Origin of the sequence: Citrobacter sp. TBCS-14 (assembly GCF_005280805.1) — a bacterium.
GTDB lineage: Bacteria > Pseudomonadota > Gammaproteobacteria > Enterobacterales > Enterobacteriaceae > Citrobacter > Citrobacter gillenii.
In genome coordinates this window covers 85,076-100,937 of sequence record NZ_SZWM01000457.1, presented here as the reverse complement: position 1 = coordinate 100,937, position 15,862 = coordinate 85,076, and the positions used below count along the sequence as shown (strand labels likewise).

Genomic DNA, 15,862 nt, shown 5'->3' with positions numbered 1-15,862 from the left:
GGGCCTTATTCGCCGACGCTCAAATAAAATAACTCTGTCTTCAGGCCTGCTGGCATTCAGGCACCAAAATGTGAGCGTGCAACTGTCGATCGATGCGATTAGAAATATTAAGGTCAGACGAAGTTGGCTGTATTCTAATGTCTCTATTGGGACAGACGGTGAAACCTATCGGCTTAATGGTTTCAATGCTCAGCAGCTCGAAACACTTATTCAAAAGATTCAACGTGCAGCGCTGGATATTTTTCAGCATAGCGCTGAGTGGCGGGAGCTGCTTGAGGTTGTCCAACTCTATCAGAAAGGTAATCACTATTTCTCTTCGTGGGAGTGGCGCGCTTTGTCACAACTCACGTTGGTCAAAAATCGTCTGTATGACCTTGATATTGACGCCGATTTTATTGCCCAGGAAAATGATAACCCCATTGTGCAACTGGCACTGAAGTTATCCATGGATGATGTATCAGAATCGGGACGGCAGCACTTTAACGAACGGGTCGTCCCGCAGCTAGTCTCATCGTATCAAACCTTCTTTGATAACATTGAATCACAACCCCTGAGTTCCCCTCAGCGTAAAGCTTGTGTTACGAATGAAGATCATACTTTAGTTGTTGCAGGTGCCGGGACGGGAAAAACGTCGACACTAATTGGTAAAGCAGGGTATCTCTTGAAGGCGGGTTTAGCTCAGCCGGAAAACATCTTAATGCTGGCCTTTGGTAACAAGGCCGCGCGGGAAATGGCTGAACGTATTGCTGAGCGACTGCCGGAAAGTGGGGATAAATTAAAAGCGACTACCTTCCATGCGTTCGGCAATCGTATCGTCGCTCAAAGTGTTGGCGTCAAACGTTCACTTACGCGCTTTGCTGAGCAAAATAATGAGCTACGACAATTTATTGAAGCGACTTTAGAAGCAGAAATAAGTCTCAGCGATGATTATAAAACCCAACTAGTTAAATATTTTGTTTGTTACAGTACACCTGGCCGTTGTGAATATGATTTCAATGCCATTGAAGAATATCATGAGTTTCTCCAAAGCTGCCGCCTGATCACCCTGACCGGGCAATGGGTTAAAAGTGTCGGCGAATTACGGGTTGCCAACTATCTCTATTTGTATTCAGTTCCCTTTGCTTATGAAGCGAATTATGAGGTTAATACAGCAACCATTGAACGTCGCCAGTATAAGCCTGACTTCTATTTGCCAGTCAGTAAGACCTATATTGAATACCTTGGCGTAGATCGAGAGATGAGAACGGCCCCCTTTGTCGATCAGACCGCATATCTTGAAGGATTAGCCTGGAAGCGGAAACTGCATCAACAGCACAAAACCCGACTGGAAGAGTTATACAGCTACCAGTTGAGTGAAGGAACGCTGGAAGAAAATATCTTCGATTTACTTAATCGGGTGGAGGAGCCGCAGCATTTACGTGACACAGACACACTGCTGGATGAGCTTAAAAGCTCTGGTTCCTCGCCGTGGCAAGGCTTTATCGATTTGATGCTCCGTTTCCTTAGTCTTTTCAAGGAAGGGCAATTTTCGTTCTCAGATCTCCTGGCATCACCCCAACGTATAGATATGGGGCGCACCCAAGCGTTTATTGCGTTATTTAAACCCGTCTATGATGCTTATGAAACCCATCTCAAAGAGCAACAAGAAATGGACTTCAGCGATATGATCGCGGAAGCAACAACGGCACTTCAGGAAGGACAATTTCATCATCGCTATGACTATGTTCTGGTTGATGAGTTTCAGGACCTTTCGGGTGGGCGAGGGAAGTTGTTAAAGGCATTACTGGCAACCCGGGATAATATGCGGTTGTTTGCAGTAGGGGATGACTGGCAGGCCATTTATCGTTTCAATGGCTCAGACCTTCGCTTTTTTACCCGTTTTGACCATCAGTTTTCGCCCGCGAAAATGTTACCCCTGGACAAAAGTTATCGATTTAATAATCGCATTCATGAGCTCAGTTCCACCTTTGTCACTCGCAACCCGGCGCAATTGAAGAAAGAGATCACGACGCATAGCCAGGTGGAGCATGCGGCCGTCCAACTTCTCGATATTCAGGAACAAATCGCTAATATCCACATTGCCGATCGCAATCAAAGAAAAGCTGAGGCTTATCGTCAGCAAATCAGGAGAGCGCTCGCTCGTTGCCATAGCCGGGAAGTGAGGCTCAACAGTACCCGTCGGGCCCCCGTCATGCTGATTGGTCGTTATCGTCTGGAAAATATGAGAGATCTTAAAGAGTTGGATCTAAAGGCGCTAATGTCCGAGTTTCCACTTCTTGATATTCAATACCAGACGGCGCATGCCAGTAAAGGCCTGGAAGCAAATTACGTGCTCCTGCTGGGGCTCGAAAAGGGGAGTTTTCCATCAGCTAAAGAAAATGATGAGTTGATAGACCTTCTTCTCCCAGAGCAAGAGCCATACCTGTTTGCCGAAGAGCGTCGGTTATTTTATGTCGCCGTTACTCGTGCCCGACACTACGTGTTTATGATCTTTGATAGCCAGAATACCTCAGCTTTCGTTGAGGAAATTGCAAAAATGGGTAAACAGCTCATTACGAAAAGTGATTCTCTTGAAGTCGGTCAATGGAGTTGTCCAGATTGTGAGTCCGGCTCCTTAACGGGCAAAGTGAGCCGCTATGATAAGAAATTCTATGTCTGCTCTCACTCACCAGCTTGTGATTACATGGCCAGTTCCTGCAAGCAATGCAGCTCACCGATGGTGATGCAAAATGGCATGCAAAGGGTATGCGCGAATCCAGAATGTCAGGAGATTGAAATTGTCTGTCGACGCTGCGGTCTTGGCACCATGGTGAAGCGTAAGAACAAAGACGGTGGCGTTTTCTATGGCTGCAACCGTTACCGCCGGGATGAGGCTGACTGTTGTTATGAAAACATTACGAGCGAAGAGTACGAACGCAGAGTCGACACCGCAAAACGCCATGCAGCAATCATGCAGGAAGGATGACGCAATCTTCCTTAGAGTGGGTAAGTAAATGGATGAGGCAGCGGAAGCATCGTGCTGCCTAAGCCACATTCAATAAACAACACCAAAGTATTTTTCAGCACAAGACTGGCAACATGAGTTGCTCTGCATCCAACCGTTGATGTTGAACTGATTGCAGTGTTCGCAAAGTCGAATAAATGTTTTCCTTTTCAGTAGCTTCCTTACCTGCGCAGTGATTTGTCTTTCTGTTGAATCAGCGGGGAGTTCGAAAAAAAGGACTTCATTTGGGATCGGGTCATGCCCATTCCAACTAACGTTTGTAACTTTAATCTGAATTGGCTGCCCGGCAGTCGTTTCAACTTTGATGACGCTGTGAAGATTTTCAGGAATTCCGTACATTTACCGCCCCGCTTTGGCATGCGCTTCACGTACTTGAGCGAGCGACATTGCAGGATAAGCACCTAGTGTCACTTTAATCTGCTTACCGTTCAGATAGGGGCGGTAAAGCCAACTCTTGGTTTGGCTCCCATTTCGGGATTCGACTGACAGCCCCGGACTTGCTTTTGACTGCACTTTAACAACGATACGGTCTTTGCCATCAGTTGGTTTTAGGCTGACAACTTGTCGGTCTTGGGTGATTGTTTTTGGCTGTTCCATCTCATTCTCGCGTACTTGTTTAGCATTGTATAGGGTGAAGAAAGGTGGAACAATTTAGAATAAGTTAACTATGTAACTTGATGATATTAATTGTTTTTGTGGTGATTTATGCAAGGTGATGAAACATCATGAAAACACCAGATTCTGGATTCGTAATGCGAAGGTCGTAGGTTCGACTCCTATTATCGGCACCATTTCAAACTCTTCCCAGGTCTACCGAAATCAACTCAAAGTCCGTGTTTTTCCGCTTCTGACATGTTTCTAAATCTCCAGCGTTAATCGGCCTCAATACACATCACGTTCCTGTTGGTGGCATTCTGTGTTCGGTTCAGAAAGATGCCCCCAATGAAGCTAAACGCACACCATTGCCGCTATTTCTCGTTTCTTTCTGGCCTATGACTCAGGGTGTCCGTCGATCGCGGCTTTAAGGTCGCGATATTCTTCGCATTGAGTGCCGCAGAGGGTTTTAATGGTGGCCAGTTCCGCTTTTGCCAGATCGGGGCGACCCTTAACTATCCATGCCTCACCGAGGTATTCGCGTACTTTGGCATAATGCGGATCAAGGGCAATCGAGCGTTGATAATAGCCAATCCCTTCATCCGTACGACCCAGTTTGCGGGTGGCATAACCCCGATAGTTCCAGGCCTCACGCGTATTGGGTTGCTGTAAGGTATCGAGTAAATTGATAGCGTCCTGATAGTGACCGGTTTTCGCCAGGTGATACGCATACTGTGTTTTATCCTGATCGTCGATCATACTGCTTTTTTCGGGCAAACAGTTTTTGGTTTTGTTGTCGTAAACCTGGCCCTTCGGGCAGGTTGGCGTCGTGGTATCGTCATTTCCCATGGCGTTTACCGAAGCTGAATAGAGCAGCCCGCTTGAGACCAGACAAATCAGCGGCAGATATTTTGGAGCGAATTGCATTTTCATGATCCCGTCCTGTGCGTGTGTGAAGGGAGATTCCGGCATGCCGGAACAGTACAGGGCATGCTTTTATTGATTATTGATGCCAAAAAATGACCTGCCGTTTATTTTTGTAGTACTTCACGAACGTTGCCCATCACCGTGTTCCAGAAATAAAAAAACGCACAGGGGGATCGCCCTGTGCGTCGGGTTTACAGCCCAAGAACTTAAACCCCAAGGCGATCGCGTAAGCTGTAATACGCCGCCCCCATGGCGGTAAACGGAATACGCAGGCTGCGTCCGCCCGGGAACGGGTAGTGGGGCAGTCTGGCGAATGCGTCAAAACGCTCGGCATCGCCGCGCAGCAGTTCGGAAATCAGGCGTCCTGCCAGATGGGTACAGGTCACGCCGTGACCGCTGTAGCCCTGCATATAATAAATATTGTTATCGAGGCGGCCGAACTGCGGCATGCGCGATAGCGTCAACAAGAAATTCCCGGTCCAACGATAATCAATTTTCACCCCTTTCAATTGCGGGAAGGTCTTCAGCAGCTTCGGCATTAGCAGGCGTTCAATATCGTCCGGGTCGCGTGCGCCGTAGACCACGCCGCCGCCGTACAGCAGGCGGTTATCGCCGGTCAGACGGTAGTAATCCAGCAGGTAGTTACAGTCTTCCACGCAGTAGTTTTTCGGGATCAGCGAGCGCGCCATCTCGGCGGACAGCGGTTCGGTGGTTAATACCTGCGTGCCGCACGGCATACTGCTTTTGGCAAGCGTCGGTTCCAGTTTGTCACCCAGATAGGCGTTGCCGGCAACAATTACATAGCGTGCCGTGACCTGACCTTGCTCTGTGCTGACCACCGCCGGGCTGGTGTGCTGAATACGGGTAACCGGCGACAGCTCGAAGACGCGTCCACCGTTTAAGCGGATGGCGTCGGCTTCACCAATCGCCAGGTTCAGCGGATGAATGTGGCCGCCGCTGTGGTCGAGCAGCGCGCCGACATAACAATCGCTGTTAACCTCACGACGAATTTCGCTGCTGTCCAGCAACTCGAGTTGCGTATTACCGTAGCGCTCCCAGTTAGACTTCTGCTCCTCCAGCGTCTCCATCTGCTTGTGGTTTAGCGCCACAAACAGCCCACCGGGACGGTAGTCGCAGTCGATCTGATAGCGTTTGATCCGTTCGCGGATGATGTTACCGCCTTCAAACATCATGCTGCCGAGCATTTTGGCGGTGTCCGGGCCGTAGGTACGTTCGATGACGTCGATATCGCGACTGTAGGAGTTCACCAATTGGCCGCCGTTGCGCCCGCTGGCACCGAAACCAATCCGCGCGGACTCCAGCAGCACCACGTCATAGCCCATCTCGGCTAAATGTAGAGCAGAAGAGAGCCCGGTATAACCGCCTCCCACGACACAAACATCACAGCTGACCGACTCGGTGAGGGTAGGAAATGGTTCGTATTGATTGGCGCTTGCGGCGTAATAACTGCGAGTATGTTCAGTCATGATTAAGGCTCCAGGGAGATCCAAATAGTTTTCAGTTCGCTAAATTTTTCCAGTGCATGCAGGGACTTATCGCGCCCGTTGCCGCTTTGCTTGTAGCCACCAAACGGCACGGTCATATCACCGTCGTTGTAGTTGTTGACGAATACGGAGCCGGCTTTCAGGCGACGACTCAAGCGGTGCGCGCGCGACAGATCCCGGGTCCAGACCGCCGCGCCAAGGCCGTAGTCGCTATCGTTGGCCAGCGCCAGAGCTTCGGCTTCGGTCTTGAAACGGGTGATGACCAGCACCGGACCGAAGATCTCATCGCGGCTGACATGGGCCTGTGCTGGGGTGTCGATAAAAATGGTTGGGCCAATAGCCGCAGGATGAACGTGACTGCGGCCATCCAGTGCAAGCGTTCCCTGCGTTTCACCGTCACGAATAAAATTGTGCACGGTATCGGCATGTGCATTGTCGATAAGCGTTCCCATCGTGGTATCGGGATCAAGCGGGTTGCCTGGCTGCCAGTTTTTTGCCTGCTCTTTTAGCAGTGCAATGAACGCGTCGGCAATACTTTCCTCCAGCAGCAGACGCGTACCGGCGATACACACCTGGCCCTGGTTATAGAAGATACCTGCTGCCGTGGTGGCGGCGGCTTTCGCCAGATCCGGGCAGTCAGCAAATACGATGTTGGCGCTTTTGCCGCCGGCTTCCAGCCAGACGCGTTTCATGTTGCTGTCGCCAGCGTCTTTAAGTAGTTGCTTGCCGGTGCGGGTGGAACCGGTAAACGTAAGTACATCGACATCCGGATGTTGCGACAGCGCCTGGCCTGCTTCATGGCCGTACCCGCTAATGACGTTGAGGACGCCATCGGGTAAGCCCGCTTTTTTTGCCAGCGCGGCAAGGCGAATAGCAGTCAGCGGTGATTTCTCCGAAGGTTTCAGAATCACGCTGTTCCCCGCTGCCAGCGCCGGGCCGAGTTTCCAGCAGGCCAGCAGCAGGGGGAAATTCCATGGCACGATGGCGGCAATCACTCCTACCGGCTCGCGCACGATCAGCGCCAGATCGTTCACCGAGGTGGCGGCCACTTCGCCATACACTTTATCAATAGCTTCGGCGTACCAGCGGATGGCGCGTGCCGCACCGGGAATATCATCACGCAGGCTATGGCGAATAGGCTTACCGGTATCAAGTGTTTCCAGTAGCGCCAGCTCCTCGTGATGCTGCTCCATTAAATCCGCGAGCGTGTTCAGTACCGCTTTGCGATGAGCAGGCGATGCCTGTGACCAGTCGCCGCGTTCAAATACCGTGCGAGCGGCGGTGACGGCGCGCTCCACATCCGCGTGTTTACCGCGGGCGACTTTGGCAAGCGGGCGCTGTCCTGCCGGATCAAGCGTAATAAAGGTTTCGTTATCGGCGGCAGCGCAATATTCACCGTTAATAAATAAACGAGTTTCCGGTGAATAATGGCTGGCTTTCTCACGCCAATATTTTAAATTCTGAAAGTTCATAGCTACTCCTTTTATTTCAATAAGATAAAGTTCGTTGCTGATCTTTTTCAGGCAAAATCAGGCTGCACGATGCCCCAGGGATTAACCCTGTTAATACGCGTTATTTAAGAAGGCCTGAGAAACTCAGGCCGTAACTCTTTTAGAACGTGGTGGGCGTGTGGGCACTGATAATGCGGCAGATCCCCGCCGAGGTGTTGCTGAAGCTGTGGGGTATGCCGGTGTTAATGGCATAACTTTGTCCTTCAACAAGATGATACGTTTGACCGTTGATGGTCAGTATCACTTCACCTTCCAGTATTGTCCCAATCTCTTCACCCTGGTGTTTAATTCTCTCCCCGGTCGTCGTGCCTGGCTGATAGGTTTCAAAAATCATCGCCAGCGTACGATTAGGATTGCCGTTGTGAATCAGTTTCATGGATACCCCCTGACTGCCGATCTCAATCAGATCATCCTGATTGATAACCACCTGCGGTTCGTCAGGTTTTTCCGGGTCCGCGAAGAACTCGGAGAGCGACAGCCCATAGACTTTCAATAGCTTTTGCAGCGTACTGATAGCAGGACTGACTTTATCCTGCTCTATGGTGCTGATGGCGCTATGCGTTAATCCAGACAGTTCGGCGGCACGACGCTGCGAAAGACCCAATTGCTGGCGGATCTCTGACAGACGTTTACCCGGCGCCAGGCCGTCATCGCTCATAATTGCATTTCCTTAACAGTAGTGGTCAGAGACGCTGTTTTTCAGCGAGATGGTTCTGACATGCGGTGATAAAACCTTCAAGCAACAAACGCGACAGGGCGTATTCGCTACTGTTCCATTCCGGGTGCCACTGCACGCCGAGCGCGAAAGGATGGTCGTGAGCGCTAACGGCTTCGACCAGTCCATCCTGCGATCGTGCTTCTATACGTAGCTGCGGACCAAGGGTTTTTGCGCCCTGGCCATGTAAGGAGTTAACCCAAAACGTGTTGCAACCTGGTATTAACTGAGACAGCAATCCTCCCTGCTGAACCTGGACTTCATGAGATGGCGCATATTGCTGCTCCACCGGGAGTTCCGCGTCTTCACGATGCTCCAGGAACTGTGCGTGATCGCACAGGCGACGATACAGAGTCCCGCCGGTGGCGACAACTAATTCCTGTAAGCCCCGGCAGATGGCGAAAATGGGAATGCGCCTTTCGAGTCCGGCGGTAATTAGCGCCATGCTCAGAAGATCACGCCCAGGATCGGCGTCAGGCTCATCGCCATTTTCACCATACAGGTGCGGCTGCATATTGCTCGGGCTCCCTGGCAGAAAAATACCGTCCAGTTTCGGTAATAAAGCATTCAGTAACTCTGGCTCCGCCAGTGCATGCGGCAGGGCAATCGGTAATCCACCGGCATTCAATACCGCATTCAGGTACTTTTCTTGCAGAGTCTGGGTCTCATGACCCTTAAGCCTGTTCCTACACATCACGACACCAATAACTGGCTTGTCAAATATATTGCCCATGATCGACCTCACGTTTTGGAATAAATTATTGCCAAACGGTTCCTTGTTGTGCAATTTCGTTCAATATTTTCTCAACTTAGCAGCGGAATAACCTTCTAGCAAACTTAATTTAACATTTGACAAACAAATACTTTGCATCCAGAGTCGAAGAGTGGACATTATATTTAACAGTCAAAACGCAGATCAGCATCCATAGCAACGGCGGTGAATCATGGAAACCAATATCGTAGAAGTTGAGAATTTTGTGCAGCATTCTGAAGAGAGACGAAGTAGCGCGTTTGCGCGTGAAGTGAAGCAGTATCTGGAGCGTTATCCCAACACGCAATTTGTCGATGTGCTGTTAACTGACCTGAACGGCAGCTTTCGCGGTAAACGTATCCCGGTATCGGGCTTGCATAAGCTGGAGAAGGGCTGTTATTTCCCGGCATCCGTGTTTGCGATGGATATTCTGGGCAATGTAGTAGAAGAAGCAGGATTAGGGCAGGAGCTGGGGGAGCCGGATCGCACGTGTGTGCCGGTGCCCGGTACGTTAACCCCATCGGCTGCCGATCCGGATTATATCGGGCAGATGATGCTGACGATGCTGGATGAAGATGGCGCTCCCTTTGACGTTGAGCCGCGGAACGTGCTGAACCGACTCTGGCAGAAACTTCGCCAGCGCGGCCTGTTCCCCGTCGTAGCGGTAGAGCTGGAGTTCTATTTACTCGATCGTCAGCGTGATTCCGAAGGCTATCTTCAGCCGCCCTGTGCGCCGGGCACTGGCGATCGCAACACCCAAAGCCAGGTTTACTCCGTAGATAACCTCAACCACTTTGCCGATGTACTGAATGATATTGATGAACTCGCCAAACTGCAGCTGATCCCGGCCGACGGCGCGGTGGCCGAGGCCTCTCCTGGACAGTTTGAAATCAACCTCTACCACACTGATAACGTTCTTGACGCCTGCGACGATGCGCTGGCGCTAAAACGCCTGGTGCGACTGGTAGCAGAGAAGCATAAGATGCACGCCACCTTTATGGCCAAACCTTATGAAGAGCATGCCGGCAGCGGGATGCATATCCACATCAGTATCCTGAATAATAAAGGCGAGAACGTGCTGGCCGAGGCGGACGGCGAAGATTCCGCGTTATTAAAGCGTGTGCTGGCCGGGATGATCGATCTGATGCCCGCGTCGATGGCGTTACTGGCACCGAATATGAACTCGTATCGCCGTTTCCAGCCGGGTATGTATGTGCCGACCCAAGCCTCCTGGGGGCATAACAATCGTACGGTGGCGTTGCGCATTCCGTGTGGCGATCGTGACAGCCACCGGGTTGAGTATCGTGTGGCCGGGGCGGACGCCAATCCGTATCTGGTTATGTCGACCATTCTTGCCGGGATCCTCCACGGTCTGGATAACGAGCTGCCGTTACAGGAAGAAGTTGAAGGCAACGGGCTGGAGCAGGACGGCCTGCCGTTCCCGATCCGCCAAAGCGATGCACTGTGGGAGTTTTTGCAAAACGACCCTTTGCGTGAATTACTCGGTGAGCGTTTTAGCCATGTTTATCACGCCTGTAAAAACGATGAGCTTATCCAGTTTGAACGTCTGATCACTGACACCGAAATTGAGTGGATGTTGAAAAACGCCTGATGATGTTGCTGCTGCCCGGGGGACTATGTTGTCCGGGCCTGCAGCAATCGTGCGTGATTAAAAAATAGATGTCGCATCATGCGGTCTGCGCGGAGCCAGCCCGTACATATTGCAGGAATACTGCCATTTCCCGGCTGTCGCGTAATGGAGCGGATTGCGACAACGGGTCTTCAGATAACCGACAGAGTTTGTGACGAGGAAATGAGATGATGCCAATGTTTACACATCAGCCCGGCGCGAGCATCCAAGGCTCCCGCAGTCAGTACGGACCGCAGTTGTGCCGTGCCGCCGTATTGACACCTTTCTTGATGGGATCCACCCCGACGCGCACCAGGTTTGCTGTACCGACGTTCCGAACGCAGACCTGGGCCCGTGTCGGGGAGGATCGTCATGACGACTAATTCCGCCGAGAATCTTTCTGCTCTGACGGGCAAAACACAGCTGCGTAAATCCCTCAAGCTGTGGCAAGTTGTGGTGATGGGGCTGGCCTATCTCACGCCAATGACGGTGTTTGATACCTTTGGTATTGTGTCGGGCATCAGCGATGGCCATGTTCCAGCCTCTTATCTGCTGGCGCTGGCGGGGGTATTGTTTACCGCGATCAGTTACGGCAAGCTGGTGCGCCAGTTTCCGCAGGCCGGTTCGGCCTATACTTACGCGCAAAAGGCGATTAACCCGCATGTCGGGTTTATGGTCGGTTGGTCGTCGCTACTTGACTACCTTTTCCTGCCGATGATTAACGTCCTGCTGGCCAAAATTTACCTGTCCGCCTTGTTTCCGGAGGTCGCCCCCTGGATTTGGGTGGTGATGTTCGTTGTTATCCTCACCGCGGCCAACTTAAAAAGCGTTAACCTGGTGGCGAACTTCAACGCGCTGTTCGTGCTGGTGCAGGTGGCGATTATTGCAGTGTTTATTTTCCTGGTGGTACAAGGGCTGCATAAAGGCGAAGGGGTAGGGACCGTCTGGTCGCTGCAACCGTTTATCAGCCAGAATGCGCATCTGATCCCGATTATCACCGGGGCGACCATTGTCTGTTTCTCGTTTCTCGGGTTTGATGCGGTGACCACGCTGTCTGAAGAGACACCGGATGCTGCACGTACCATCCCGAAAGCCATTTTCCTCACCGCCCTGTACGGTGGGCTGATCTTTATTTCGGCCTCGTTCTTTATGCAGCTGTTCTTCCCGGATATTAGCCGTTTTAAAGACCCTGACGCGGCGCTGCCGGAGATTGCGCTATACGTCGGCGGTAAGCTGTTCCAGTCTATTTTTCTGTGTACGACCTTTGTGAATACGCTGGCGTCAGGCCTGGCGTCGCACGCCAGCGTCTCTCGTCTGCTGTATGTGATGGGGCGCGATAACGTCTTCCCGGAGAAATATTTCGGCTACGTGCATCCGAAATGGCGCACGCCTGCGCTGAACGTCATTATGGTCGGGATTGTGGCGCTGTCGGCGTTGTTTTTTGACCTGGTGACCGCCACGGCGCTGATTAACTTTGGTGCGCTGGTGGCATTTACCTTCGTCAATCTGTCGGTGTACAACCACTTTTGGCGGCGTGAAGGGCGTAAGCACACCTGGCAGGAAAAACTGCACTATTTGGTATTGCCCATGGTCGGCGCCGCGACGGTTGCCGTGCTGTGGATAAACCTGGAGGCGACGTCGCTGACGTTGGGGCTGGTGTGGGCAGGGTTAGGGCTGGTGTATCTCGCGTACTTGACCCGGCGCTTTCGTAAGCCGCCGCCGCAGTTCGACGCCGCGAAAACCGAACGTGCCTGGGAGTGATGTTCCCTCTGATGGGGACCAACGGACAGCGTTGTAACATGCACTTGTTATAACAGGGGCGCGTCGTGAAGATGCGCCCCTGTTGCTGCATTTCTGTTGTCGGACAGAACACCTGGCAGGTAGGATTGGTCGTGTTACTTGTTGATTAAGTCGATAATGCGATCGCCATCGGTATCTTCTTGTGACACCCGACTGAAAATACTGCTATCACTTTGCGTGCCTACCTTAATCGGTTCTTTACAGTCTTTGTGGAATACTTTTTTGCCATTTTTTGTGACGACAACGCCAGACATGTCACCGTGTTGTTCCTTGTTATAGACAATATATTCGTATGCTCCTTTTACGATTCGAATCCAGTATAAAGAACCTCCGGCGATCATTCCTGCGCTGTAATAGGCTGTGACCCCAGGCTGATTAGTCACAAGATTGAGTTCCGCCGTAGGGGATGCGTTGGTTCCCAACGCGTATCCTGCAGCATCCTGGGCAATAAAAGCGCTGGCGAATTTATTATTGGTTAATAAGCATTCAAGTGTTAATTGTTCCTGATCTTCTGCAGTATAAGATTCTGCAGAAACATTCTGGGCGGTGGCAAGATAGCATAAGGTAATTGCCGCTATTTTTAAGCTTAATTTCACGTTCTTCATTCCTTAATAAACATGTGTGTTTAATCACCGGTGTGAATTAGTTACCACTTTTAATTTGTTTGCAGGTTTCCAGCCAACCCGCGGTATCAATTTTTCCGTTTGCCAGGTATTTTTGCTGATTCTGCCAATGTGCGGCGAGGAAGGGCTTAAGCCCAGAGAGGCGTTTATTCAGGGTGAGCATTTGATCGAAAACGGTCACTTCCTGTTTTAGACCCTCTTGGCCATAAAGCGTGGCGGAGTCAACCAGACTGCTAGCGTAGTAACTGGTTAATTGCTGTAAGCGGTCAGTTTGTTCACCGAGTTTGGTTTTTCGGATTGCACAGTTTTTGTCACTACTGTCTTTGTCCTTGCACAGCAATTCATAGTTATGGTTCAGGAAGTCCAGGAAGCGGCCATCATCCTGCAACTTTGTGCACAGGAAGGAGCCTAAATTAAGGCTGGCACGAATCGATTGTGCACGCTCTTCTTGCTGCTGTTGATTGCTGGCGCGAAGCTGGTTTTCCAGATCCTTAAGTTTCTTTTTGAGCTCAGTATCTTCAACGCCGGATGCCAGGCTTCCCAGTGCTTTCGCGGTGTCTTTTGATTCGTCATTTTTCTTATTTACTCCCGGCTTTTCTTCACCGAGTGCGGCCCAGTTTTTCTCCAGCAACTTCACGCGGTCTGTCGATGTAACGACCGGGGACACCATGACCAGTCGCAGGCCAGTCGTTTTGCTGGTGAAAGGATGGGCATCATCGTAGTAGTTAATTTCTTTACGGGTGGCGCTACGGATATCAGACTCATTTGACATAACGCTGCCTCCACGCACGACAAAACCACCTGCCTGGCCGTGCAGCCGGTTGATCTTATTGAGATAAAATGGAGTAAACATCATCTCAGAAACGTTACCCAACATATCATACAGGCCGAGGGGGTTAGGGTTTAACAGGCCAACCAGCTGTACTTTGCTATTCGAGGACTGTGAGCCGGAATACCACTCGTAATTTTTCATATCATCCATCGGATAGTGAGAGTCGCGAAACTCTGCACTATTCACTTTCAGGCCGCCACGTGCCGCAAATTCCCATTCGACTTCTGTGGGCAGACGCAAAAATCCTGGATTACTCTCTTCCTTCGGCAGCTTGTCGAGAGCATTACTGCGTAGCCATTGGTTATATTTATCGGCGAGGTTTACTGCATCAAACCAACTGATATTGGTTTGCGCGATGCTCAGCTTGCGTGATGGGGTCGGGCAGTTACTGCTGGTTAATGCTTGATATTGCAACGCCGTCAATTCATATTTGGCCATCAAATAGTAACGACCCTTACTTTTTTTTGATTCAGTAAAGCTACCGGCAATAAAGGTTGGATAACTGTGTTCGACAAAGCCCCATTCCCCGCCATCTTCCCCTAAAGTAACAGGAATATCATCAAGAGGACCTGATACCGGGATCTCGACCCGGCGGAATACCATCGAACCTTCGCAGGGCATTGGTAAAATAATGTCTTCGCTGTCGGGTTTAGGGTTATAGGTTTTATCCGCCCACGGCTCTGCCAGCACGGGTGACATCTTCACAAGCAGGGCAAGCGCCAGCCAGCGAGATAATGTGGAAGGGGTAAGGGCCATGAACGATCTCCGCAAATGATAAATAGGGTTATACCTCGCGCAGGCTTTGCGCAGGCTCAATATTGATGGCGCGATAAGCGCCGATGCTGGCGACCAGTATGGCTACAACAAGAGTCAGTAACAGGGCCACGAGGCCGTGTAATGGCGTGATCTTGCAAAGCATCTGATCTGTTGCTTGTCCCCCGGCTAACGCCTGGTTAAATACCTGGCTGGCTAACAGATAAAGGCCAAAGCCGCCGACATAAGCCATCAGGCTGAGTAGACAGCCCTGGACAATGACATAGCCACCCACTGCCGGGCGAGTGAAACCAAGCAGACGGAGTACGGCAATATGCTTACGCTTACGATCGACATTCGCGATAAATGAGCCGACAAGCGAGGTTATACAGCCAACCAGTGCAGTAGCAGCGATGGTATTAAAAATAATGCCCAATACCCGGTTGATGCTTTTGACATTTTCAATATCCGCCAGGCGACTGGTTGTCTCGATACGCTGTGCCCTGAGATCGCGTTCCAGGCTAGCCACCTGGTCAATATCATGGGCATACAATCTGGCGCGTGCATAGCGCGGCGGTTTGCTATTGAGTTGAGCACCACTTGTGCTTCCGAGTTCAGTTACCGCATAACCATCGCGGAAATGTTCAATAGCCAGTAATAATGAAGGCTGAGTAAAGATGGCGGCGCGGTTGAAATAGGTCGCAGGTAAAATGCCCACGATAGTGACGCTTTTACGACCCCATTCCCGGCGTTCGTCAAGCAACCGACTCACTCGTATATTGATGGTATCGCCCACCCTCGCTGCCAACTTTCGCGCGGCTTCCTGGGTAACGATCACGTCATTTTCCTGATGAATCTCCAACTTACCCAGTAAAGGATCACCTACGGATGTGGGAATAACTTCAGCATTTTCAATAAAGTGAGAGATATCAGTTTGCAAATCGGCGAGTGTGTTCAGCGATCGTGTTTGTCCGATAGCGAAGCCTACATCGGGACGTTGTTGCAGCTGTGTAATCCAGTTCTGATCATAGCTACCGCTACTCAGCATACGAATCTCAAGGTTGCGAGGGTCACGGGTGAGATCTTCTTGTAACTGGTCCACAATCCCAAAACGTAGGCCAAAAAGGAGGAGTAAAGGCGCAATGACGGCGACAAGAGAAGAAACGATGCAAAATGAGATGATGCGATCGTGCCACAGATCTTGCATGGCCAGGCGG

Annotated in this window: 13 protein-coding genes; 3 read left to right on the top strand and 10 right to left on the bottom strand. The window is 51.0% G+C overall.

The genetic code is table 11. The features are described 5' to 3' along the window. Positions 1 to 70 precede the first annotated feature (70 nt). Positions 71 to 2,965 (top strand): UvrD-helicase domain-containing protein, encoded by a 2,895-nt coding sequence (locus FDX22_RS16425; RefSeq protein WP_255432955.1) that lies wholly within the window; start codon positions 71 to 73, stop codon positions 2,963 to 2,965. A 69-nt stretch (positions 2,966 to 3,034) separates the two neighbouring features. Here the strand turns inward: FDX22_RS16425 and FDX22_RS16420 are convergent, their stop codons facing one another. The 7 genes from FDX22_RS16420 to puuD form a co-directional block, all read right to left on the bottom strand. Then, positions 3,035 to 3,343, bottom strand: a complete 309-nt coding sequence (locus FDX22_RS16420) for a hypothetical protein (RefSeq protein WP_146717480.1) — start codon at positions 3,341 to 3,343, stop codon at positions 3,035 to 3,037. Further along, positions 3,344 to 3,601, bottom strand: coding sequence for an Arm DNA-binding domain-containing protein (locus FDX22_RS16415; protein ID WP_146717479.1), 258 nt, complete (start codon positions 3,599 to 3,601; stop codon positions 3,344 to 3,346). A 393-nt stretch (positions 3,602 to 3,994) separates the two neighbouring features. Beyond that, the gene (locus FDX22_RS16410; RefSeq protein WP_137399593.1) at positions 3,995 to 4,531 is read right to left on the bottom strand and encodes a M48 family metallopeptidase; all 537 of its coding nucleotides are present in this window, start codon (positions 4,529 to 4,531) and stop codon (positions 3,995 to 3,997) included. A 200-nt stretch (positions 4,532 to 4,731) separates the two neighbouring features. Then, positions 4,732 to 6,012: an FAD-binding oxidoreductase gene (locus tag FDX22_RS16405; RefSeq protein ID WP_117342055.1), complete on the bottom strand. Its 1,281-nt coding sequence runs from the start codon at positions 6,010 to 6,012 to the stop codon at positions 4,732 to 4,734. 2 nt (positions 6,013 to 6,014) lie between these two features. Then, a complete protein-coding gene (gene puuC, locus FDX22_RS16400; protein WP_146717478.1) occupies positions 6,015 to 7,502 on the bottom strand; it encodes an aldehyde dehydrogenase PuuC in 1,488 nt (495 codons plus the stop codon). A 139-nt stretch (positions 7,503 to 7,641) separates the two neighbouring features. Beyond that, positions 7,642 to 8,199, bottom strand: coding sequence for an HTH-type transcriptional regulator PuuR (gene puuR / locus FDX22_RS16395; protein ID WP_117342057.1), 558 nt, complete (start codon positions 8,197 to 8,199; stop codon positions 7,642 to 7,644). 25 nt (positions 8,200 to 8,224) lie between these two features. Next, positions 8,225 to 8,989 carry a gamma-glutamyl-gamma-aminobutyrate hydrolase gene (puuD, locus tag FDX22_RS16390; protein ID WP_117342058.1) on the bottom strand — a complete coding sequence of 255 codons (765 nt, stop codon included), beginning with the start codon at positions 8,987 to 8,989 and terminating at the stop codon, positions 8,225 to 8,227. Positions 8,990 to 9,200: 211 nt separating this feature from the next. Here puuD and FDX22_RS16385 point away from each other — a divergent pair, with 211 nt between their 5' ends. Together FDX22_RS16385 and FDX22_RS16380 are read left to right on the top strand one after the other, a co-directional pair. Then, a complete protein-coding gene (locus FDX22_RS16385; RefSeq protein ID WP_146717477.1) occupies positions 9,201 to 10,619 on the top strand; it encodes a glutamine synthetase family protein in 1,419 nt (472 codons plus the stop codon). Positions 10,620 to 11,009: 390 nt separating this feature from the next. Beyond that, positions 11,010 to 12,398: an APC family permease gene (locus tag FDX22_RS16380; RefSeq protein WP_135912503.1), complete on the top strand. Its 1,389-nt coding sequence runs from the start codon at positions 11,010 to 11,012 to the stop codon at positions 12,396 to 12,398. 134 nt (positions 12,399 to 12,532) lie between these two features. Here FDX22_RS16380 and FDX22_RS16375 read toward each other — a convergent pair whose 3' ends face one another. The 3 genes from FDX22_RS16375 to FDX22_RS16365 are packed head-to-tail and all read right to left on the bottom strand — an operon-like array spanning position 12,533 to position 15,852. Next, the gene (locus FDX22_RS16375; protein ID WP_223240360.1) at positions 12,533 to 13,042 is read right to left on the bottom strand and encodes a hypothetical protein; all 510 of its coding nucleotides are present in this window, start codon (positions 13,040 to 13,042) and stop codon (positions 12,533 to 12,535) included. Positions 13,043 to 13,079: 37 nt separating this feature from the next. Then, on the bottom strand, positions 13,080 to 14,648 hold the full coding sequence (locus FDX22_RS16370; protein WP_117342062.1) for an SUMF1/EgtB/PvdO family nonheme iron enzyme: 1,569 nt from the start codon (positions 14,646 to 14,648) through the stop codon (positions 13,080 to 13,082). A 28-nt stretch (positions 14,649 to 14,676) separates the two neighbouring features. Further along, positions 14,677 to 15,852 (bottom strand): ABC transporter permease, encoded by a 1,176-nt coding sequence (locus tag FDX22_RS16365; RefSeq protein ID WP_181490542.1) that lies wholly within the window; start codon positions 15,850 to 15,852, stop codon positions 14,677 to 14,679. Positions 15,853 to 15,862: the final 10 nt, after the last annotated feature.